The organism is Methylomonas rivi (assembly GCF_024505165.1).
Taxonomy (GTDB): domain Bacteria; phylum Pseudomonadota; class Gammaproteobacteria; order Methylococcales; family Methylomonadaceae; genus Methylomonas; species Methylomonas rivi.
Genome location: NZ_JANIBK010000001.1, coordinates 114,065 through 132,823, shown reverse-complemented (window position 1 = coordinate 132,823; position 18,759 = coordinate 114,065). Strand labels below are relative to the sequence as shown.

The window sequence follows — 18,759 nt, the reverse complement described above, 5'->3', positions numbered from 1 at the left end:
GCCGCCGTCGGCCCTGCACCCCAGTATCGGCGTGCATGCACCGCTGGTATTCGACTTGCTGGACAGCTGGAACGGCCGCTCGATCGGCGGTTGCACCTATCATGTCAGCCATCCGGGCGGGCGCAATTACGACACCTTTCCGGTCAACGCCAACGAAGCCGAGGCCCGCCGCCGGGCCCGGTTTTGGGAGCACGGCCATAGCGCCGGGCCTATGCAGGTCCAGGAAGAAGCGGTCAATCCGCGTTTTCCGATGACTCTGGATTTGCGCTGGCAACCGCGCTGACATGTCGGCCGTGGCCCGAACGCCAATGCCATTAAGCGAAATGCCTTTTGACGGGACAAACCGCTCGGCGAACGATTTTACTTAACGACATTGGCCTAAACCCTACTCAGCCCATTTTTCGCATTGTTAACGAGGATCAAATAATGCTGTGCTCAACCAACTTGCCGCGCTTCGGCGATAAACAAAATTCGGATTTTTTCGAGGAATATCTGCAGCGCTTGCTGGAAGAACGCGACCGTAGCGGTCTGACCGAGATGATAGGCGGTATCGAAGCGCTGATGATCAGCGTCGAACCGGGCAACTCGGTGGAATACATTGCCGAGCTGGCCTTGATGACGCCCTACCAATATCTGGTGACGTTGGATAGCGACAAGCACATGACCCATGTGCTGCGCATCGACATGAAATCGCCGGACATTTTGCTGCGGGAAGTAAAGCATCCGGAGCAGAGCGACATATTTCGTAGCTTGAACGACTTGTATCCGGTCGGCGCCAAACGCCCGCACAGCCGTTATCTGGGCGAGATTCTGCTGGCCGGCGATAGGCATAGCGTCGTGGCGCAACAGCAGCAGCGCGAGTTCCGGTTTTTCTCGGTCGGCGAGTTGGCCGAGCTGGATTTGCCGCTGAATGTCAGCATGTCCAAACCCTCGCCCTATACCCAAAATCTGCTGGGTTACATGGAACGTCCGGTCGACGGCATCCGGGTGTACCACCACGGCGAATGCGTGATTCTGTCCGCCGCCCAGGCAGCCAACGACAGAGGCAAGGAAATGCAGGAACGTCTGGGCATCGCCGATATGATCATGCCCATCGACCATCTGGCCACCCGGGTTTACAGCCAGAACCGGGAAGCGGCGCTGCTGGAATATTTGGCGCTGTCCAGTTACTACTACTGGGGCAGTTACGATATCAAGGATCAAAACTCTTCCACCAACGTCACCAAAAACGTGCGCCAACAGCCGGAGTCGGTCAGCCCGGCGAAGGTGTTTACCGCCAATAATTTACCTTATTGCGTGGGTCATCTGGACAAACTGCCCAGCCCGACCGAAACCTTTGTGCGTAACTACGGCCCGCGTTTGCACCACATCGCGGTGGAAGTCAAGGACGGCCAAATCAACGGCCGCGAAAACATCGATTACATCGTCGAAGCCATCGCCGCCCAGGGCAAGGGCTTTTTGCTGGACACGGTCGGTTCGCGCGAGGAGGGCTTGAAGCAGATTTTCTCCTCGGCTTCGGATTTCTCCTCGCTGATTATCGAATACGTGCAACGCTTCGGCGACTTCCAGGGCTTTTTCACCCGCGAAAACGTGGCGCTGCTGACTTATGCGGCCGGCCAGGAAGAAGGCGTTAGAGGCAAGCTTTAATCAACCCGGGATTGTTTGGGCAACCTCGGCGGATGTCGGATGTCACGTAACCGCGCTGCGGCAACGTGACCTACGTGAATTTCTAGGGTAGGTTAGGGTGCGCGTAGCGCTCCCTGACAATAGCGGCTTCTTGAATAAAGAATTGACTTTTTTTATTTTTAAGGCATAGATAAGCCGTTGCTTTTGTCCCGCTACGGAGGTTCGTCATGTTTCAATCTACAGCTTACTTGGATTCGGTCGCCCACCCCGTGGTGGCTATCGTGGCCGGCGTCGATAGGGATGTCGAGCGCGGCGAGGATATTTTGATGCTGGGTTACAGTCTGGTGATGATGGCGCCTATCTTTGCCCCGATTGCTCCGCCCAGGGTGTTGCTGCCGCTGATGGCTCTGGTTTTTGTGGTGTCGGTTTGCGTGGCACGGCGGAATTTTCTGGGTATTCGGGACAAACTGGCCGCCGCCATGGCGGCATTGAACGGCCGGCACGACCTGTCGCTGTTGCGGCCTATCAGCGAAATATTTGTCGAGCACCCCAGGGCCACGCTCAGTGAGGGCTTTAACCCGTTAAAAAACTGGCAGCGCACCGCCAAGAGCATTTTGGGGGCGATGATGATCAATCCGCTGTGGATGCCGATTTTTTATGCATTGGGTTTGCAGTTTGCCGAAGAGAAGCAGCTAAGCTTGCTGAACCGGGCGGTTATGGAGGTTGAGAATAAAACCGCACGCTGGCGTTAAGGATTACCGGTTTGATGGGCGGCCGGCTCAATCGGCTTGCTGGCGACAATATTGCCGAGGCTGTCGAAGCTGACCGATAGGCACTGGGTGTTTTGTTGTCGAGCCAGCGTTTGCGGGTCCACTTTGAAAAATGCCGCCAATTGCGGGTTATTAACCGGTCTTATGGCGGCGCGGCGCTCGAGATCCTTGAAGCGAAAAAAATTATAGGCGGCCCAAATACCCAAAATACCGCCGATGATGCCGACGCAGATTAAAAACAAGCCGAAGTCGGCGATGATCGCCCGATAACCTTTCAGTTCTATCATTTCGATGAACACCAGATCCAGGCCTAGCAGCCAGCCGAGCAAGGTCAGCAACGGCGTCCATAAAAAAATCCAGATAGTCCAGAATATCAAGGTAAAGGTGGCGGACAAGTAGCGTTGCCGCAAGCTTTGCAGCGAGGGGCTGTCTATGATCAGCGGCCTGGCTTTCATCGTACACCCCGGTCCGGACTGACCCAAATGGCGCGGGTGTGGCGTTTTTTGAATACGGCCTTGATCAGGCCGACCGCAGTGGTGAGCACGTTGATCAGCCAGTAGATCAACGGGTACCAGATCATCCAGTAATAGGTTTTGCCGATGTTTTTCTCGTAACGGGAGTCGATGATCAGGCTGACGGCAAACTGCAGCAAACAGGTGGCGCCCAGCAAGACGCCGCCCCAGCTGGGTATCAGGGTCGGAATGTTCAGTTCCTTGGGGAGATCGAAAAACCAGCCCAGCGTCCATAAAAGCAGAATCATGATCATGGTGTAAGACCAAAATACGCTGCTGAGATATTCGACGTAAATCCCCCACATGCGCCGCGAGCGCCATAAGCCGAGGCGTTTGCTGTAACGGAGCAGCACTTCCGCGCCGCCCTGGGCCCAGCGCAGGCGTTGCCGCCACAGGCCGCGCAAGGTTTCCGGCATCAGGATCCAGCATAGCGCGTTGGGTTCGAAGCGGATGTCCCAATGATCCAACTGCAGTTTCCAGCTGATGTCGATATCGTCGGTGACCATGTCGTTACTCCAGAATCCGACCCGGTGCAGCGCCGATTTGCGAAAGCCGGCCACCACGCCGGACACCGTGAACACTCGGCCGTATACCCGTTGCGCCCGCTTGATCAGCCCGATGATGGCGGAAAACTCGCCGACCTGGATTTTGCCGAGCAGCGTGGAGCGGGTGCGGATGCGAGGGTTGCCGGTCACCGCGGCGACGCGCGGGCCGGACAGCAAATGTTGCATGATCCAGGTGGTGGCATGCGGGGCCAGCAGGGCGTCGCCGTCTATGCAGATCAGGAACTCGTTGCCGGAATACAGGGCGCCAGTGTTCAGCGCCACGGCCTTGCCTTGGTTTTGCTCCAAATGGATGACCCGCAGCCGACTGTGTTGTCTGGCCTGCGCCTGTAAAATTTCCAAGGTGTCGTCGCGGCTGCCGTCGTCTATGGCAATGATCTCGAAATTCGGATAGTGCTGGCGTAGCAGATATTCGATGGTTTCCTCGACATCCCGGCCTTCGTTATGGCAGGGTACCAAAATGGATACCGGCGGATAATCGCGCAGTTGGGGCGGGTTTTCGTGGTTGAACCGGTTGTTTCTTTCCCAGTGAAAATAATAGATGCAGGCGCCTATCATCCACAAATAGGCCATGAACAAGGGGTAATAAAACGCAAATTCCAGCAGCACGGACATCCATTCGCGGGCAAAATCCACCACGGCTTGCCAGGCAACGGCGGTACCTTGACTGATGAAAGTAAGGATTAGGTACAGTTCGTCCATTAACTGATTGAAAAATTCAGGCATGGTGCGTAGTCTGATAAGTGGGATGGTTAGAAGCGGATATCGGCGGTTAAATACCCCTGCCAGCTTTCGGTCAGGGCGTTGTCGTAATAACGGTAGCTTCTGCCTCCGCCGTAACTTAATTCAATGTCCGGACCCAGCCGCCAGCGGTGTTCGTATTCGATGTTGCCGACCGTGTTGATGTCGAAGTCTTGCTGCCAATATTCGCCTATCGTCAAAGCCAGACGTTGGTGAAAATCGGTTTCGTAATGCCGGTAGGTCAGCCAGTCGTTGGCCAGAGTGATGGAGGCTATGGCGTCTTGCTTGGGATTAAAATAAAAGCCTTGATTGGGGTGGGAGTTGGTCGAGTAGGCCATGTTTAAATAGGTGCCGAACTTATAAATGGGCCCGCTGTACCAGCGCTCGAAATAAGTTGTGTCCAGCACAAGGCGGTCGTTGTCGTTGCTGAAGCGGGTATAACCGGCGGATGCCCGGAAGGATCGAGACTCGTTGACGCGAAAGCTGGCGCCCAGTTTCGCCGATTTGGCTTTGACGATTTCGTCCTTGGCGCTGAGCGCGCGCAGGGAAATATTATTATCCAGGCTGCTGAGGCGGGTGAATAACTGCCATTGGTCGTTGAGTTGATAATCCAGGCCCAGATCGACGCCGACGGCTTCGGAACGGAAATTGTCGTAATGAACTTCCGCCGTGGCCAAGGCCGCGTCCTTGGCGTATTCGAGGCCGGCGCCATAGGTTCTTAAATAGCCGCGGCCGCCCTCGGAGTCCTTGAATAATCCGGTTCGCCAGCCCTCGTGAGTGAATACGCGAAAATTCTTGTGGATGGGGCTTGAATATAAATAGCCGTCGATAGCGGTGTTATTGTTGCCGAGCAGTGGGTTGGTATCGTCGCCGTTGGCTTGGTTGCTGCTGACGCCGCCGCTGGCGAATACTTTTAGCTCCGGCTTATTGTGCCGCCTCCAGGCTTGCATCTGCTTTTTTGCGCCGGAGTCCTCGGGGTAATCGGTGTAGAGCTGATCGGTCAGCGCCGCTTCTTGCTGATAATCGCGTAATTCGTGGGCCACGCGGGCTTGATTGAGTTGTAAGCCGAAATGTTCAGGGGCTTGCTGGCGGGCGGCGGTGATTTCCCGCTGCGCTCTGCGCGGCCAACCGCGGAAGTAATAGACCTCGGCCAGTTTGTTGTGAATGTCGATATTATCGGGATAGTCCAGATGCAACTTTTCCAGACGGGATTGCGCGCCTTTCAGATCGTCGACATAGGCATGGAAGATCGCGGCCGTCAGCTCCGCCGCCGGTTTTTGCGGATTAGGGATGCCGGTTTCGCCGCCGTCGGTTTGCCGGCTGCTAATGGTGGCCGGCTGCTCGCGCGCCAATTGTTCCGCCGTCGTCTGCGCCAAATCCGGCTGTTCGGCTTCGAGATAGGCATAAGCCAACGAAGCCTTGGCATTGGCATAATCCGGCGCTTCCGCAATGACGCCAAGATACAGATCGCGGGCCTGTTCGGGCCGGCGCTGGTTCAGATAGGCGTCGGCAGCCGCCATGCGGGCATATACCGGTAAGGCTATATTTTGCTGCCGCAGTTGTTCGTATAAGGCGATGGCGTCGCTCATGCGGCGGCGGTCGCGCAGGGCCACCAATAAATCGAATTGGGCCCGTTGCCGCCACAGCGCCGGGTTTTGCAAATCGAGCTGTTCTACCGAGGCAATGTTGTCATGCAGTTCGGCAATGGCTTGGTCGATGGCGCGGTAATCGCGGCTGTCCCGAAAGGCCCGTTCGCCGTGGCGGATCAGCCAAGCCGCTTGTTTCCACTTCAAACCGGCCCATTCCTCGCCGCTGAATAATGCGCGTTGGCCGGCGGCAATTTGCAGGGCCTGCTCGGTATCGTCGTTATTGGCGAGGGTGAATACCAAGCCGCGCAACGCGTCGGGATGGGATGGCCGCAAAGCAAGCGCCTGCCGGTAAAGTTCCACGGCTTTGGCCGGCTGGCCGCTGGCGTTTTCGGCATCGGCCAGCGCCAAAATCAGCTCGATAGACTCGGGGTAGCTGTCCCGTAGTGCTTGCAAGTGACTCAGTGCCGCGGCATGCTGCCGTTGATCCAGTAAAACCAGACCTATGCCCAGCTGGGGGGTGAGACGGTCGGGTGTCAAGACGGCCGCTTGTCTATAAAGGAAGAGGGCTTTCTCCCATTGGCCCTTGTTACGGGCGGCCTTGGCGACGGTTTCCAGCGCATAAGCAGGTTCCTCGTGTAAATCCAGGTTTTCGGCTTCCATTAATACTTCGTCATTGCGATCGGCCCATAGCAACACCTGCATGTAATCGTAAAGATACTTTTTGCGATCCGGATGTCCGGTTGCCAATGCACGCAGCTGTTGCAAGGCAACGGCCGTCCGGCCGGAGCGCGCTTGTTCAATCGCTTGTTGATAGGCTGCTTCATCGGTTGTTTGGGCAACTAAGGTATAGCCGGGCAGCCATAGCAAAGCCGCAAGCGTTTTGCGGATCATGAATTTTAAGTGAATGGATCGGGCTGGTTAGTATAGTGGCGGATTTGAAAAACGGAAAACCACGGTTTGATTTTCCGGGCTGTTGGGGAAGCGATATTTAAAAAAGCCGGGCGGGGCTATAAGAATTCGGCTATGAATGTGCCGGCGGCCCGGATAATTCCGCCTTCTTCCCTGAAAGCGGTTGTGCGGCTGTTGAAATTCAGACTGGCGAGATGACTCTTAATGGGTGCTGTTTCCCGCGCGCCGTATTAGCAGTATCAATCCCGTGGCGAATAGCCAAACGGATTGGGGGACAGGCACATGGCTGGTAACGGCGGGAGTGAATTCGACCACTAAACCGCGCGTGATATAGCGGATGCCGGTATCGGTCAATTCCGACGCATTCAGGTTGGTATCGTTCCAGCGGCCGCCGTTGCTGTCCGCTTGCCACCAGTACATCAAATAATCTTCGTTGTCCGGGGTTAAGGATGAATTGTCCCGCCAGTGATTGGGCTCTCCGGGCAGCCAGTTTGCGTAGCTGAATGCTTCTCCGGTTACCCATTGCCAGGCTTGGTGTTGCCATTGGTCGAGATTGCTATCGTAACTGCTGACATCGAAGCCGCCCAGGAAGCTGCCTTGAGCGCCCAGCACATTCCAAAGAAAATCGTCTTCTTCCTGGCTGGTTACCGTTGCCAGATAGCCGCTGCCGCCTTCGTATGTCAAATTTTCGGCGAAAGCTTTCGCTTCCGACCAATCGAGTCGCCAGTCGTCCGTAAAGGTATGCAATTCGTAATAATGGCCGTTCGAGGCGTTGAATACCGGCGAGGCGAACGACGGCAGGCTGGCGCTGGCAAAGAATAAGGCGGTAAAAAGCTTTATCAGCATGTCTGTTATTCCTTATGTAATTAGGGTGTGAATTTGAGATGTATATAGCAGTTTTTGTGCCGGAAGGTGTGTCTGCGGCGTGAAGGGGAATGATTGGGTGGCGGTGGGCTGACCTGGCTTGCTAGAAAGTATAAAAATCAGGGCTTATTTACCCGTGTGGGACTGGTAGGAAGCGGCAATTCTAAACGTTTAGATATTTGGACGTGCTGATTTTTTGACGGATCTGACAGAAATGGCGGGTGCCTTGTCAGTATTGGCATAACGTTGAGCCGCCGGCCATTCGTAGAAAATATGTTTAATGGAACGGCGAATGAACCGCGCTAATTCGGCTTGAAGAGATTTTCCAAGGCTTGGCGGTTGGGATGGTCGGCGTGGACGTTGTCGGGATAATAACCGATATGCCGGGCGCCATTTTTTTCAAGCAAGCGGACCTGCTCGATAAAAACCGCCATGGGAACAGGTTGTTGCTGGTTCCAGTCCACGGTTTGCAGTTCGAAAAGCGTTTTCTGCAATCCCAAGGGATGCGCGGCGACTTTATTCAGCAAGTTTTGCAACCAGGCTTGGGGATTTTCCGCTTGTTCCATAAAGGGCATGGCTTCCACGGCGGCATAATCGTAATGTGTCAGAAAAGTGGCCAGGGATTGCGCATACCATTCCTCGCTGCTTTGGTTTATAACCGGTAGTGCAAACAGGTTGCGGGCTGTCTTGATATAGGGTCGGTAATATTTGACCCTATCGGTAAGATAGTCTGTAAATTGGGCGAGCAGTTCGGTTTTATGCCGGGCCCATGTCATACGCAGACCCGCATCGGCGCGCAGGGTTTCGAAATCCGTCGGCAATCCCCAAACGTCATGACCGAATGTCAGTGCCGGCGCGGAGGCGTCTTCAAAGTCCGACAAAATCCCGTCGTCGTGAAACAAAATGCCGTCAAAGTCGCAATGTACCGCCAAATCTTCATAAATATCGCCGATAAATTGGCGGGCTTGCGGATTAAAAGGCGACAGGCGGCTTTTCGGCGCGGGCCGGACCTCATCGTCTTTCCATTCATGGACATACCATTCCGCCGGTAGGGATGCCCGGTAAGCCATAATGGGCAGCCAGGCATACACCTTGACCTTAGCCTGCGAGCGTAAGCGCAATGCCACGCGATTGAACAAGTCGCGCCTGACGGGGAGGCGGCGGTTCGGAAAATACAACTGGTCGCCGCCGCCGTCGCCATCGGGATCGGCATAGGCTTGCAGAAACACCGTGTTGACGCCGCTGGCCTCGATTCTGTCGGCCAAGGCGCTAATGTTGCGCTCGGCTTGTTCCTCGTCATCATCGTAGAGGTAATCCATATCCACTTGCGCGACACGTAGCGTCTGGTCGAGACGCTGCTCCCGCATCAGGCGGGCGAATTGCGGAATATCCGGATCGTCGGTGACGATCAAGCGCTTGATGGCGCCGAGGTCGGCCAAGGTATTGCCGCCGTCGCCCAAACCCATGGTTAACGGCATGCCGGCGCGTTTGGCGGCTTCCAGCGTAACCGCGTTGTAATCGCCGTAAGGCCAAACCATGACTCTGGGGCGGATGCCTACCGTTTGAAATAACTGTTCGGCGCTTTTATCGAGCGCCTGAAAAATCCGTTTGCGATAGTTTTCTTCGCTTTCATAGCCGTCGCCCAGGAATGCCCGCGCGGTGGCGGCGCTTTGATAATCGCCATGCGCATTGACGATGACGCCGCGATGCAAGTCGTAACCGTGCGAGGCGATTTCAACCAAGCCGGATTTCACGACTTCGCGCAGTTGGCCGGCCGACATTAAGGCGCGTTGGTTGGGCGCATGTCGGCTTTCGAGCCAACTACCGACAACGGCAAGCGTGGCCGGATAACGGTATGTTTTCAATAACGGCAGCACCTCGGTATAAAAACTCAGATAACCGTCGTCGAAACTCAGCAGTACGGCTTTATCGGGTAAGGTTTGTTTGCCGTTTCTCGCGTCAAGCAAGGTTTGAATGTCTATGACCGTATAGCGGTTGTTTTTCAGCCAAGCGAATTGGGCCTCCAGATTTTTTGCAGTGACCGCATAACGCGCGTCGGGGGCTGCGTAAGCCCGCTCTGAAATCACGTCGTGATAATTGAGGGCTATAAAATCGGCGATTGGGGCGCCGGTCTCCGCCCGCGCCGCTGCCGCCAGCGCGCAGCCGAGGAAAAGAGCGAACCTAATATAAAAATTGCAGTGTGCTATCAAGAACGATACCGCTGGAGAAGCTTCGGCTGGTTGAGTTTAACCCGAGCCGGATTTGGATATTCCCCGGCTGCCATGGATAGGCGCCGGGGAGTTGGCGGAAGCGGACGGGCGTCTAAAAAAAGAGGCGTTTTCAGTACAAATGCGCCGTATTTCGAATGTTAGCTTACTGCACTCTAATTAAATGTCCATCGGTTTTTTCGCAACCCGGCTTGCTGTGAGCCGTGACGCTGATTCTGGCAAAACCGTGTTGAAAAGGGCGGTTGAGTTTGCCGCTGACAACCAAGCGGCCGTTGCCTTGCGGGTTGATTTTCAATTGTTTGGCGTCGAACTGCTCTTTGAGCGGGCCGGCGCTGATATTGACTTTTATCGAGCTGGGGCTGGTATTCGACGAAGCGACGAAGGAAAATTCGCTGAAACTTTGCAGGTATTTGTTTGCCGCGGGTTGAAACTCGGAGAAAGTAGGCTTATCGCAACTGCTGGAACTCGAACTGCTGCCGTAGGCGAAAACGGTATTGGCCGGCAGGCTTAAAGCAGCCGCGATAATGAGTACATAATGGTTTTTCATGGCAATCTCCGCTGTGGGTTATTATTTTTCTACCCGCTAAAGAGTACCAATTATTTGTGGAACATGTGAGGAATAGCGATGCCTTATTTAAAATTGAGCACCAATGTCAACGTCGGCTCCGAGCAATCGGCGCAATTACTGGCCGACTTTTCCCGCTTATTGGCCCGGGAAACCGGCAAGCCGGAACGCTATGTGATGGTGGAACTGGCGGGCGATAAAGCCATGTTGTTCGGCGGCAATGCCGATCCGTTGGCCTATGCGGAATGCAAGAGCATAGGTTTATCCAAAGCCCAGGCCAATAGCTTGTCGGCCGGGATTGCCGCTTTGTTGCATCAGCGCTTGGCCGTGCCAACGGATAGGGTGTATATCGAGTTCAGCAATTGTCCCGCCGAGTTTTGGGGCTGGAACGGCTCGACCTTCGGCTGATTAAAACGGAATAAATACCAAGGCCAAGACGTCGTTTTGATAGCCGTCCGCGGTTTTATATTCGCGGTAACCTTTAGAGGCGGCCATGCCCAGGACGTAGCTCCGGTCGCCATACTGAATGATGTCGGAGCTGTGCTGGCCGTTCGGCAAGCCGAAAAAGCGATCGTCCAGGTCCAGTTTGTCGCCTACCCTGAGGTCGGGCCGGTTGGCGACGGCGATAATGTTTTGGTTTCGGTCGGCATAGACGGCGAAACAGTGTTTTAACAATTGGCCGTTTTCATCGCGCGGCAAGGTTTCCCGCAGCATGGCCGAGAATTGCGGTTCGCTGTCGAACACGATGCCAATACCGCCCAGCACTTTGCCGGGGTCGGCCAGATCGGTAATGGCGGCATTGTAAATATACGTATGGCGGTTTTGATACAAATGGCTGCCGGCGAACGGCGATACGCTGTATTTTTGGCTGTCCGAATTTTGTAGTGCGGAGAGTGCTCCGGTTGAAGCGTCAACCGTGGTGCCGACCCATTGGGTTTGTTTGCCGTCGGACACGGCCAGAATTTCCCCGTGCGCATTGTAGACGTATAAGTTGGTGTATACCGTATACAAGGCGTTGATGTATTGCAAAATCTCGCTGATTTGACGTTTGTCGGCGGGGGACAAATCCGGCCGCGCCAGATTATCTCTAAAGGCCGAAGTCAGCGCCCACCAGCGGCAGTCATTGGCTCTTTCGTAGAGGTTACGGTCCATGATGTCCACGGCCAGCGCCGCTAAAAAGCCGGCGTTGTTCAGGTGCGAAGACATGACCGTCACTTCCTGCAAGCGATTGACCGAAGCGGTAAAGATGCTGGCGATGTCCGAACCGATTTGTTTGATGGCTTCCAATACCGGCATGAATTCGGCGGCATTTTTACGGGCGGAGGCAATTTGTCCGTTCAACACCAACAGGCCCAAGTCGGCGTTGATGTCGGCCGATGCCTTGCGGATATTGCGCAGTTCTTGGGGGAAGGTGCTGGCCTGTTCCATGATGTCGGCAAAATCGCTGCGTTGATCGGCCGATGGCTTGCTGTTGAATGCCTGGTCCAGCGGCGTCATCATTTGCCCGTGCCAGCCCAGGCCGAAAAAACCCTGGTATCCGCTGGTCTGCCGGGTATTGGTAATGTAATCCTTGCCTTGGTAGGTGTTGATCCGTAGCGGCGTATTCGGGTTAAATTGGGCTTGCAGCGGCACGCGCTGCTCATCGCTGCTGGCGATAACCTGCCCATTAGCCGACAGAATGGCAAGTACGCCCCGGTCTTCCCGATTCAACAAATTGGCAAAGATACCTTGTATTTCGTCGTCGAAACGAAAGCAAAGGCACAAGACGCCCAAAGGCTTCGAGGTTTTCTGATCGGTTTCGGTGATCTTGCAGGAATAAATCAACGAATGGCGGCGGTTTGGCTGCAAGTCGGTATAACGAAATGTTTCCACGTAATCGTCGGAACTGTTCAGCGTTTGAGCCAGCAATGGGTCGTCGGAAAATTTTACCGGGCTGTTTTTATCCAGGTGAGCCTTGAGCTGGCCCTGGGTATCGAATACCATGATTTCGTCATAGACACTGTATTTTTTGACGTATTCCTGTAAACGGGTTTCGATGAAATCGATTTGTTGTTGGCTGGCTTGCCGGTCCGCCAGAAACACCCGGATATCCTTATCCGTGGCTAAAAAGCCCACATCGGCGGTGCGTTCGAATAAATTTCGAATCAATAGATCAATGGCAACCTGGGCTTTGGAGGAATTATCCAGCACCAGCTTTTGCACGTTCTCGTATAACAAGTTATGAGTGAGCTTTTGTTGCAGTTCGCCGAACTTGTTTTGAGTGCGGTTCATATCGTCCAAGATGGTGGCCGCCACGTTATGGCTATTGATTTTGCCGATCAAGGTGATTTTGCCCCACCAGCCGTTCAATTGGGCCAAGCGGTTTTCAAAGCTTTTAACGTCCGGCATTGCGGTCAGCAATTTGGGAGTATGTGCTTTTAAGAGAGCGTTCATAAGTTGCCGTTAATGTATGGTAAAAAGAGTCAAGGTGATGTTCGGACGCGTAATCGTCGGCCGTGTTGTTATTTCCCGATCTTGCTATTGCGAAATTGGCCGCCCGGCTTTTAACAAATGCAGCCCGAGCGGGGATTCTAGTAAAAGAACTGGGCAATTTCATGATCCTAAAGCAGTTATCGAAAAAGCAGAAGGCATGCCAAGCCAAGGAGAAGGTGTGTTTTCAAGGCGTCTGGGCTAAAACCCTGTAATTTCTGGCTATTAAAGTGGTGCGCTTTTGCTCAAATTGGTGCATTGAACATTGTTAAATTGTCTCGGGCCGCCGCCAAAAATGCGATTTGTAAAAAGGCCGGAAATAATTGCCCGTGGGCCTTATACGGCGCTGGTTACCGTGGCGGGAGTGTGTTAATTTGGCCAACGACATACCCACTTACCCCATTCAAACTAGGAGAGTTTTATGCAAGGCGATAAAAAAGTAATCGAATATCTGAATAAAGTGTTGGAAAACGAATTGACGGCCATCAACCAGTATTTTTTGCATGCCCGTATGTACAAAAACTGGGGCTATCAAAAACTCAACGAAAAGGTCTATCACGAGTCCATCGACGAAATGAAACACGCCGACAAAGTGATCGAGCGGATTTTATTTTTGGAAGGGCTGCCCAATCTGCAAAACCTGGGCAAATTATTGATAGGCGAAAACCCCAAGGAAATGCTGGCATGCGATTTAAAATTGGAGAAATTGGCCGAACCGGTGTTACGAGACGCCATTGCCTATTGCGAAAGCGTTAGCGATTATATTTCTCGAGAAGTGTTCGAACATATTCTGGAAAGCGAGGAAGAGCACATCGATTGGCTGGAAACTCAACTCGGCCTGATCGAGCAGATCGGCATACAAAATTATCTGCAGTCGCAGATGTGATTTGTTGGTTTCGTCGTGTTGCCGGGTGGAGTAAACAATATCCGGCGTCGGCGGACACGTGCTTACAACATTGGGCGCATCGTCACCCCGGTTGCCGCGGGTTATCGACCGGCACTAAATCAAATTGGGCGTAGGGTACGCATTGCGTACCCGGGCTGAAAGCGATGATGTTTCCAACCGTTCAGCCAGCCACATTTTGATAATGGATTGTCGGGTAACCCCCAGCCGTTTGGCTTCGCGGTCTAACGACTCTATCATCCAGGCTGAAAAATCAACGTTGACGCGCTTTTGGGTTTGCATAACCCGTTGAACTTGCGACAAATTCAGGGCGTGGCTGATGTCGATGTCGTCGTCGAATTGTTTGTCGAATTCTTCAGCTTTCATACAGTTTTACCTCTTCGGTGCGTGAGCGGCGAACAGAGATTATACGAATACGGCCGATACGTGATCACTGCGGACCAATGTTTTCGCTTAATGACGCCGATCACCAAGAATCGCGGCTCGTCCTCCGTTTTGGCTGGAATTTGTAGTAGCCGGAGATCATTCCATAAAGCTTGGGCATCCATGAAATCGATGCCATGCTTTTTACAGAGCGTTGGTTTAGCAAACTATCGAAAGCCTACATACAGTCTCAGTTCCTAAGCGTCAGCAGGGGGCGCACCGAGGTACATTCGCACCGCAACGCGGCGTATCTTGGTTCCCACGCAGCGCGTGGGAACCAGATAAACTTAGCCACAAACGCCGAAGGATCGTCCAACTGGCCGCCCTCGCTGAGGATGGCCTGGTCGAACAGAATCCGGCTGATCTTCTCGTCTTCTCGTTCCCACGCGCCGCGTGGGAATGCAGACTATCCGCGCTAGCGGTAACAACGATCAAACTCTCAAACGAGGTCAAACGGATGGGCCGCAGTCGCTACCGCATTCTCCAATTCCAGCATCTCTCTTCTTAATCTGAACCGTACCCAACTGGATGCCCTTATTCACTCGTCCGGCTGCCGTGCAGCGTGTTGGGCGCGTTGCTTTACCGCCAACAACAGCACAATTGGCGAATCTACGGCTATGTCATTCTGGAAAATCACTTGAACTGCCTATACAAGCTGACGATTTACCCAATCAATTGGCCCATTTCAAGTCTTATACGGCATGTCAGTTGATCTATTATTTGTAAGCCATTAACGCCGAGCGCTTATTGCAGCAATTGAGTTGGTTCCGCAAGGCGCATAAAACCGGCTGGGATTATCAGGTATGGGAGGAAGGTAGTCATCCGCAGTTGATCGAGAATCCCGAAGTTTTGCGCCAGAAATTGAATTACATCCACCTAAATCCGGTTAAACGCGGTTATGTTGAACTGTCGGAGCATTAGCGCTATTCGAGCGCGCGGAATTATGCGGGTCAGGAAGGATTGTTGCCGGTTTATCGGGATTGGTTTTAGCTAACCGAAAGTGCGGATATACTGCATTCCCACGCGGCGCGTGGGAATGAGGTAAACAAAATCCCTTGCATGAGTTGGCCCGGCAAAAACTGCGTTCGGCGGACGTGTTGCTGGAACAGCAATGCACGGCAGGCGTGATGGATTTACTGGCTTCGGCATTACTGATGAAGTTGGCGGCTTTGAACAATCAAACGCAAGCGCCGACAATAACGGACGCGGCGGTTTGGGTGTATACCGAGATTGTTCCGAGCGGTCTGTTGACGCCGGAGCAGGCAGCCCAAGTGGGGCAAGTGGTATCCTTTAGTTTGGGCAGCAACCTGCCGGACATGTTGATTCGGCAAGCGGCAAACGATGTTGGGCATTTGTTCGAGCAAATGGCGTGATAAAAATCGAATGGGAAGGGGAGGCAAAATGGCTTTGAATACCGCTGAAAGTTATTTAAGCGAAGCCGATTATCTGGCGGGCGAACAGGATGGCGAGATTCGGCATGAGTTGGTCGATGGGCTGGCCTATACCATGACCGGGGCCAGTGATTATCACAATAAACTGAGTGGTAATTTGTTTGGGGAGTTCAGAATCGCATTAAAGCGAAGCCATTCGCCTTGCAGCATTTACATCAACGACATGAAAGTCAAAGTGAAGCAGAATTTCTACTATCCCGATGTAATGGTGGTCTGCAACCCAAATGACAAGGTTAACGATTATTACAAGACGCAACCAGCGGTGATTGTGGAAGTGCTGTCTCCCAGTACCAGGCGTTTCGACAAAACCCATAAGCGCCAAGCCTATCAAACATTGGAGAGCTTGCGGGAATACGTTTTGGTCGACCAGGAACGCGCCGAAATCGAGGTGTTCACCCAGCACAGCGGTTGGCAGGCCGAATATTTTTATCCCGGCGATACTATTCACTTCCAATCGATAGGGGTAGCCGTGGCGGTGGAAGATATTTACTACCAAGTGGACAACGACGATATGTTGGCGTTTTGGCAAGCCAAACAAGCTCAAGCCTGAATGCCGGGCATGGTCGATTCAGCTTATCCCGCTATAAAACACCACGGTGCCGTCGACGGTGTCACCGGTTCCTGCCACGAGTTGCTTGTCGATGCGGGCAATTCGGTGTTGATCGATTGCGGTTTGTTTCAGGGGGCGGAAGTGTCCGGCGCGGGTGCCGGGGCCAATCAATTGGCTATCGATTTTGCCCTGGATAAGGTGCGGGCGTTGTTGGTGACGCATTGCCATATTGATCATGTGGGGCGGATTCCGTATCTGCTGGCGGCGGGGTTTCGCGGGCCGATTTTCTGTTCCGAGCCGACCGCGCAGTTGTTGCCGCTGGTGCTGGAAGATGCGCTGGCAGTGGGCATCAGTAAAGACCGGCAGGTGATCGAGCCCTTTATCGAATTGATCAAAAGCCGCATCGTTGCCGTGCCTTATGCCCAGTGGCGGGCCGTGGCTTTGGCGGCGGATTGCGGCAGTGCGTTGCGGGTCAAATTCAATCCGGCCGGGCATATTTTGGGTTCGGCCTATATCGAGTGCGATGTGACGGCGGGCAAGCAAAAACAACGCATCGTGTTTTCCGGCGATTTGGGCGGGCCGTACACGCCGCTGCTGCCGGCGCCGAAATCGCCCTATCAAGCCGATGTGTTGGTGTTGGAAAGCACCTATGGCGATCGTTTGCACGAGAATCGCAAACAGCGGCAGGCCCAGTTACAGCAGTTGATCGGCCGCTGCCTGCAAAACAGCGGGGTGATTTTGATTCCGGCCTTCAGCATAGGCCGCACCCAGGAATTGCTGTACGAACTGGAAGACATCATTCATCGCCATAAAACCGAGGCGGTGGCCAAGGGTTTGTTGTGGCGGGACATGGAAATCATCGTCGATTCGCCGCTGGCCAGCCGTTTTACCGAAGTCTATAAACAGCTTAAACCCTACTGGGATGCGGAAGCCAAGGCCAGGTTGCGCGCGGGCCGGCATCCGTTGGCATTCGAGCAACTTACCACCGTCGATAGCCATCAAGATCATCTGGCGGCGGTGTCGTATCTGCAAAAAACCGCCAAGCCTTGTATTGTGATCGCCGCCGGCGGCATGTGTGCAGGTGGGCGTATCGTCAATTATTTGAAGGCCTTGATAGAAGATAAGCGCACCGATATTTTATTGGTGGGATATCAGGCGGCAGGCACGCCGGGCCGGGATATTCAGCAATTCGGGCCGAAACACGGTTATGTGGAGCTGGACGGGCGGCGTTATTCGATTAATGCCGGCGTTTATGCCTTAAGCGGCTATTCGGCGCATGCAGACAGGAATTCTTTGCTACGCTTTGTAAAGGGTATGCGGAAAAAACCCGCCGAGATTCGTTTGATTCATGGCGACGATGCCGCCAAAAAGGTGCTGCGGCAGGCTTTGGCGGGGCTTTTTCCGGAGATTCGGGTTTTGATTCCCTAAATTTTTGTTAAACCCGGCAAGGCTATTTTGCCGGATTCAGGTGTTAACATATTTGTAAAAGAAGCTTGGTGCGCGTATTCCGGCCTTACGTTTGTAAGTCTTGTTGGGTGGGAACGGCCGCTTGTTTAAATGGTTTAGAATCGAAAAGGTACAATCCAGCGCATGTTAAACGGAAAAAACATATTGATCACCGGCGGCACCGGATCGTTCGGCAAGAAATGCACTCAGTTGATTCTGGAACGTTATAGCCCGAAACGGCTGGTGATTTTTTCCCGGGACGAGCTTAAACAATATGAAATGCGCCAAGTGTTCAATCAAAAGTGCATGCGTTATTTCCTCGGTGACGTCCGCGACCAGAGCCGGCTGAAGCGGGCTCTGGAAGATATCGATGTCGTCATCCATGCCGCCGCGCTGAAGCAGGTGCCGGCGGCGGAATACAATCCGTTCGAATGCATCAAAACCAATGTGCTAGGTGCGCAAAACCTGATAGAAGGCTGCCTGGATACCGGTGTGCAGCGGGTGGTGGCGCTGTCCACCGATAAAGCGGCGGCGCCGATCAATCTGTATGGCGCCACCAAGTTATGTTCGGATAAACTGTTCGTGGCGGCCAACAATATTGCCGGTTCCCGGGATATCCGTTTTAGTGTGGTGCGCTACGGCAATGTCATGGGTAGCCGGGGTTCGGTGATCCCGTTTTTTCTGGAACAGCGTAAAACCGGTGTGTTGCCCATTACCGATCCGGAGATGACCCGCTTCAATATCAGCCTGCTGGAAGGGGTGGAAATGGTGCTGTGGGCGATAGAGAATGCCTGGGGCGGCGAAGTGCTGGTGCCGAAAATTCCTTCCTACCGGATTACCGATCTGGCCATGGCCATAGGCCCGGAATGCGAACATAAAATCGTCGGCGTGCGGCCCGGCGAAAAAATTCACGAGGAAATGATCACCGAAAGCGACAGTTTCAATACCGTGGATTTAGGGCCTTATTTCGCGATTTTACCGGCGGGCGCCAAATACAATATGAAAAACTATTGCGCCCGCACCAGTGCGCAAAAAGTCGAGCCGGGTTTCCGCTACGACAGCGGCAGCAATGAACGGTTTCTCGGCGTGGACGAATTACGAGCCTTGATCGATAACTTCGTGGTCGATGCCTAAACCGCGGAGGCTGTT

20 protein-coding genes are annotated in these 18,759 nt (G+C 53.7%); 11 read left to right on the top strand and 9 right to left on the bottom strand.

Annotated elements, in window-relative coordinates; translation table 11 throughout:
* The 3 genes from NP596_RS00665 to NP596_RS00655 all read left to right on the top strand — a co-directional run.
* The coding region (locus tag NP596_RS00665) for a transglutaminase family protein (RefSeq protein ID WP_256613268.1) at window positions 1-283 on the top strand (283 nt) is incomplete at its 5' end.
* Between the two features lie 143 nt (window positions 284-426).
* Window positions 427-1,647, top strand: coding sequence for a VOC family protein (locus NP596_RS00660; protein ID WP_256613267.1), 1,221 nt, complete (start codon window positions 427-429; stop codon window positions 1,645-1,647).
* Window positions 1,648-1,853: 206 nt separating this feature from the next.
* Window positions 1,854-2,378, top strand: coding sequence for a hypothetical protein (locus NP596_RS00655; protein ID WP_256613266.1), 525 nt, complete (start codon window positions 1,854-1,856; stop codon window positions 2,376-2,378).
* Here NP596_RS00655 and pgaD read toward each other — a convergent pair.
* The 6 genes from pgaD to NP596_RS00625 form a co-directional block, all read right to left on the bottom strand.
* On the bottom strand, window positions 2,375-2,851 hold the full coding sequence (pgaD, locus tag NP596_RS00650) for a poly-beta-1,6-N-acetyl-D-glucosamine biosynthesis protein PgaD (RefSeq protein WP_256613265.1): 477 nt from the start codon (window positions 2,849-2,851) through the stop codon (window positions 2,375-2,377). The two genes, NP596_RS00655 and pgaD, sit on opposite strands and share 4 nt — an antisense overlap.
* The gene (pgaC, locus tag NP596_RS00645; protein ID WP_256613264.1) at window positions 2,848-4,197 is read right to left on the bottom strand and encodes a poly-beta-1,6-N-acetyl-D-glucosamine synthase; all 1,350 of its coding nucleotides are present in this window, start codon (window positions 4,195-4,197) and stop codon (window positions 2,848-2,850) included. The genes pgaD and pgaC overlap by 4 nt, the downstream gene beginning before the upstream one ends.
* Before the next feature lie 26 nt (window positions 4,198-4,223).
* Window positions 4,224-6,692 carry a poly-beta-1,6 N-acetyl-D-glucosamine export porin PgaA gene (gene pgaA, locus NP596_RS00640; protein WP_256613263.1) on the bottom strand — a complete coding sequence of 823 codons (2,469 nt, stop codon included), beginning with the start codon at window positions 6,690-6,692 and terminating at the stop codon, window positions 4,224-4,226.
* 219 nt (window positions 6,693-6,911) lie between these two features.
* Window positions 6,912-7,556: a C-type lectin-like domain-containing protein gene (locus NP596_RS00635; RefSeq protein ID WP_256613262.1), complete on the bottom strand. Its 645-nt coding sequence runs from the start codon at window positions 7,554-7,556 to the stop codon at window positions 6,912-6,914.
* A 320-nt stretch (window positions 7,557-7,876) separates the two neighbouring features.
* Complete coding sequence (gene pgaB / locus NP596_RS00630; RefSeq protein ID WP_256613261.1) at window positions 7,877-9,784, bottom strand: poly-beta-1,6-N-acetyl-D-glucosamine N-deacetylase PgaB; 1,908 nt, start codon at window positions 9,782-9,784, stop codon at window positions 7,877-7,879.
* A gap of 163 nt (window positions 9,785-9,947) precedes the next feature.
* Window positions 9,948-10,349: a hypothetical protein gene (locus NP596_RS00625; RefSeq protein WP_256613260.1), complete on the bottom strand. Its 402-nt coding sequence runs from the start codon at window positions 10,347-10,349 to the stop codon at window positions 9,948-9,950.
* 78 nt (window positions 10,350-10,427) lie between these two features.
* On the opposite strand from NP596_RS00625, the gene NP596_RS00620 reads away from it, so the two are divergent.
* The gene (locus NP596_RS00620) at window positions 10,428-10,775 is read left to right on the top strand and encodes a phenylpyruvate tautomerase MIF-related protein (RefSeq protein ID WP_256613259.1); all 348 of its coding nucleotides are present in this window, start codon (window positions 10,428-10,430) and stop codon (window positions 10,773-10,775) included.
* On the opposite strand, the gene NP596_RS00615 is transcribed toward NP596_RS00620, so the two are convergent.
* Window positions 10,776-12,800, bottom strand: coding sequence for a cache domain-containing protein (locus tag NP596_RS00615; RefSeq protein ID WP_256613258.1), 2,025 nt, complete (start codon window positions 12,798-12,800; stop codon window positions 10,776-10,778). It abuts the gene before it with no gap.
* Between the two features lie 62 nt (window positions 12,801-12,862).
* On the opposite strand from NP596_RS00615, the gene NP596_RS00610 reads away from it, so the two are divergent.
* Both NP596_RS00610 and bfr read left to right on the top strand, forming a co-directional pair.
* The gene (locus tag NP596_RS00610) at window positions 12,863-13,051 is read left to right on the top strand and encodes a hypothetical protein (RefSeq protein ID WP_256613257.1); all 189 of its coding nucleotides are present in this window, start codon (window positions 12,863-12,865) and stop codon (window positions 13,049-13,051) included.
* 206 nt (window positions 13,052-13,257) lie between these two features.
* Window positions 13,258-13,722 carry a bacterioferritin gene (gene bfr / locus NP596_RS00605; RefSeq protein ID WP_256613256.1) on the top strand — a complete coding sequence of 155 codons (465 nt, stop codon included), beginning with the start codon at window positions 13,258-13,260 and terminating at the stop codon, window positions 13,720-13,722.
* Window positions 13,723-13,836: 114 nt separating this feature from the next.
* Here the strand turns inward: bfr and brnA are convergent, their stop codons facing one another.
* Together brnA and NP596_RS21955 are read right to left on the bottom strand one after the other, a co-directional pair.
* Entirely contained in the window at window positions 13,837-14,106 is a 270-nt protein-coding gene (gene brnA, locus NP596_RS00600) for a type II toxin-antitoxin system BrnA family antitoxin (protein WP_256613255.1), read from the bottom strand.
* Window positions 14,103-14,288: a BrnT family toxin gene (locus NP596_RS21955; RefSeq protein WP_371927878.1), complete on the bottom strand. Its 186-nt coding sequence runs from the start codon at window positions 14,286-14,288 to the stop codon at window positions 14,103-14,105. Before NP596_RS21955 ends, brnA begins: the two co-directional genes overlap by 4 nt.
* A 622-nt stretch (window positions 14,289-14,910) precedes the next feature.
* On the opposite strand from NP596_RS21955, the gene NP596_RS21950 reads away from it, so the two are divergent.
* The 5 genes from NP596_RS21950 to pseB all read left to right on the top strand — a co-directional run bounded on the left by NP596_RS21950 (window position 14,911) and on the right by pseB (window position 18,744).
* Window positions 14,911-15,084: a hypothetical protein gene (locus NP596_RS21950; protein WP_371927877.1), complete on the top strand. Its 174-nt coding sequence runs from the start codon at window positions 14,911-14,913 to the stop codon at window positions 15,082-15,084.
* A gap of 134 nt (window positions 15,085-15,218) precedes the next feature.
* On the top strand, window positions 15,219-15,536 hold the full coding sequence (locus tag NP596_RS00590) for a hypothetical protein (protein WP_256613254.1): 318 nt from the start codon (window positions 15,219-15,221) through the stop codon (window positions 15,534-15,536).
* Window positions 15,537-15,564: 28 nt separating this feature from the next.
* Window positions 15,565-16,164: a Uma2 family endonuclease gene (locus NP596_RS00585; protein WP_256613253.1), complete on the top strand. Its 600-nt coding sequence runs from the start codon at window positions 15,565-15,567 to the stop codon at window positions 16,162-16,164.
* A 9-nt stretch (window positions 16,165-16,173) separates the two neighbouring features.
* Complete coding sequence (locus tag NP596_RS00580; RefSeq protein ID WP_256613252.1) at window positions 16,174-17,592, top strand: MBL fold metallo-hydrolase RNA specificity domain-containing protein; 1,419 nt, start codon at window positions 16,174-16,176, stop codon at window positions 17,590-17,592.
* Window positions 17,593-17,754: 162 nt separating this feature from the next.
* On the top strand, window positions 17,755-18,744 hold the full coding sequence (pseB, locus tag NP596_RS00575; protein WP_256613251.1) for a UDP-N-acetylglucosamine 4,6-dehydratase (inverting): 990 nt from the start codon (window positions 17,755-17,757) through the stop codon (window positions 18,742-18,744).
* Window positions 18,745-18,759: the final 15 nt, after the last annotated feature.

What these genes read in the sequence shown, in the direction of transcription:
- pgaD (WP_256613265.1), bottom strand. Translation starts at nt 2,851, where the DNA reads ATGAAAGCCAGGCCGCTGATCATAGACAGCCCCTCGCTGCAAAGCTTG.
- NP596_RS00625 (WP_256613260.1), bottom strand. Translation starts at nt 10,349, where the DNA reads ATGAAAAACCATTATGTACTCATTATCGCGGCTGCTTTAAGCCTGCCG.
- NP596_RS21955 (WP_371927878.1), bottom strand. Translation starts at nt 14,288, where the DNA reads ATGGATGCCCAAGCTTTATGGAATGATCTCCGGCTACTACAAATTCCA.
- NP596_RS00580 (WP_256613252.1), top strand. Translation starts at nt 16,174, where the DNA reads ATGGTCGATTCAGCTTATCCCGCTATAAAACACCACGGTGCCGTCGAC.
- pgaA (WP_256613263.1), bottom strand. Translation starts at nt 6,692, where the DNA reads ATGATCCGCAAAACGCTTGCGGCTTTGCTATGGCTGCCCGGCTATACC.
- NP596_RS00635 (WP_256613262.1), bottom strand. Translation starts at nt 7,556, where the DNA reads ATGCTGATAAAGCTTTTTACCGCCTTATTCTTTGCCAGCGCCAGCCTG.
- NP596_RS00655 (WP_256613266.1), top strand. Translation starts at nt 1,854, where the DNA reads ATGTTTCAATCTACAGCTTACTTGGATTCGGTCGCCCACCCCGTGGTG.
- NP596_RS00615 (WP_256613258.1), bottom strand. Translation starts at nt 12,800, where the DNA reads ATGAACGCTCTCTTAAAAGCACATACTCCCAAATTGCTGACCGCAATG.
- bfr (WP_256613256.1), top strand. Translation starts at nt 13,258, where the DNA reads ATGCAAGGCGATAAAAAAGTAATCGAATATCTGAATAAAGTGTTGGAA.
- pgaC (WP_256613264.1), bottom strand. Translation starts at nt 4,197, where the DNA reads ATGCCTGAATTTTTCAATCAGTTAATGGACGAACTGTACCTAATCCTT.
- brnA (WP_256613255.1), bottom strand. Translation starts at nt 14,106, where the DNA reads ATGAAAGCTGAAGAATTCGACAAACAATTCGACGACGACATCGACATC.
- NP596_RS00620 (WP_256613259.1), top strand. Translation starts at nt 10,428, where the DNA reads ATGCCTTATTTAAAATTGAGCACCAATGTCAACGTCGGCTCCGAGCAA.
- NP596_RS00660 (WP_256613267.1), top strand. Translation starts at nt 427, where the DNA reads ATGCTGTGCTCAACCAACTTGCCGCGCTTCGGCGATAAACAAAATTCG.
- NP596_RS00585 (WP_256613253.1), top strand. Translation starts at nt 15,565, where the DNA reads ATGGCTTTGAATACCGCTGAAAGTTATTTAAGCGAAGCCGATTATCTG.
- pseB (WP_256613251.1), top strand. Translation starts at nt 17,755, where the DNA reads ATGTTAAACGGAAAAAACATATTGATCACCGGCGGCACCGGATCGTTC.